General features: G+C 67.7%; 2 protein-coding genes. Both read left to right on the top strand.

Annotated features, from left to right (window positions below; all coding sequences use genetic code 11):
• Positions 1 to 294: hypothetical protein (locus CCN39_RS51455; protein ID WP_208630717.1), on the top strand; the 294-nt coding region annotated here is incomplete at its 5' end.
• A 535-nt stretch (positions 295 to 829) separates the two neighbouring features.
• Positions 830 to 1,261: recombinase family protein (locus tag CCN39_RS49055; protein ID WP_143264524.1), on the top strand; the 432-nt coding region annotated here is incomplete at its 3' end.

Below are 1,261 nucleotides of genomic sequence, written 5' to 3'. Positions count from 1 at the left end.
CCGGTGATCGCGGACCGTGTAGGGGTCCGGTACTACGTCCTGGTGGCGCCCTGGGTGCCGCCGAACTATGGGCCGCACGTGGTCGGGCGGTGGGCCGAGCTGGGTGTCGATATCCTCCGTGCCGGGACGCACATGGGCGTTCCATGGCACGGGGTCACGTTCGACCCGGAGGTCCCTCTGCGCTCGTACTGGGTGGTGCCGATGCAGTCGGCCGGCCAGCTGTGTGACCCCGTGCTCGTGGTCCAGTTCATCGCCGCCGCACGCCACGCGATGACCGAGGGCCAGGACAGGTGAACGGCCCTGCGTTCCTTCGTAGGGCTCTCAACGTCGCAGTCAGCCGGTCGCAGCAGGCATACCGCGACTATGTGGAGCACTGCGCCGCCTGCCCTGGGTGCGAGGGCATGAGCCGCTGTGCCTCGGCCGATGAGCTGTGGCAGGCATATCAGGCCTTGCGCGACCGCAGCGATCTGGGGCGTCCGAGGAAGCCCCGGTCGTGACCAAGACTCCTCTCGCGCCGTAAGCCTGGCGCAAGAGGTAGGCCGCCCTCAGAAAGGCCCCGTTAGAGCGTGGCGGGGTGGGCGGCACATGGTCCGCCGTCGGCGCTGCGGCGGCGGACCACTCCAACTCACAGTCGAGTGGCCTGCGATCAGCAGGCGTGTGATGAAAGAGATCCATAGTGCACAGTCGCCGCGTCCTGATTGCGTATCTCACGGCGCTGGCCGGCCTCGGCGCCGTCCTCGTGTGGGCCATCGCGAATTGCGGGTGCCAGTGAGGTATCTGCTCCCAGATACCTTGCTAAGAGCGGCGACTATGTAGTGAACTCGGGGACATGCCAGACGACCTGATCGCCCGCGAGTACCGGCGCCTGTCCGACCCCAACGGCGGCACGTCCATCGACGACCAGGGCACCGACAACGCCGCGGCCGCCGACGACAACAACTGGAAGCTGCACGGCACGCCGTACGTGGACGACGGCCTCTCCGCATCGCGCTACGCCAGGAAGCGGCGAGACGACTTCGAACAGCTGGTCGCCGATCTCCGCAGCGGGCCGACGGGACGTGAGAGTGCCTTCGGCGCGGACGTCCTCATGCTGTGGGAGTCCTCCCGAGGCTCCCGCAAGGTCGGCGAGTGGGTGTCCTTCATCGAGCTGTGCGAGGAGAAGGGCGTCCGGATATGGGTCACAGCCCACGAGCGGCTGTACGACCCGCGCAACGGCCGCGACCGTAAGTCCCTGATCGAGGACGCCGCCGACTCCGAGTAC

Origin of the sequence: Amycolatopsis kentuckyensis (genome assembly GCF_002155975.1) — a bacterium.
Lineage (GTDB): Bacteria > Actinomycetota > Actinomycetes > Mycobacteriales > Pseudonocardiaceae > Amycolatopsis > Amycolatopsis kentuckyensis.
The sequence above is the reverse complement of the archived record's forward strand: the minus strand, read 5'-3'. Positions and strand labels throughout refer to the sequence as shown.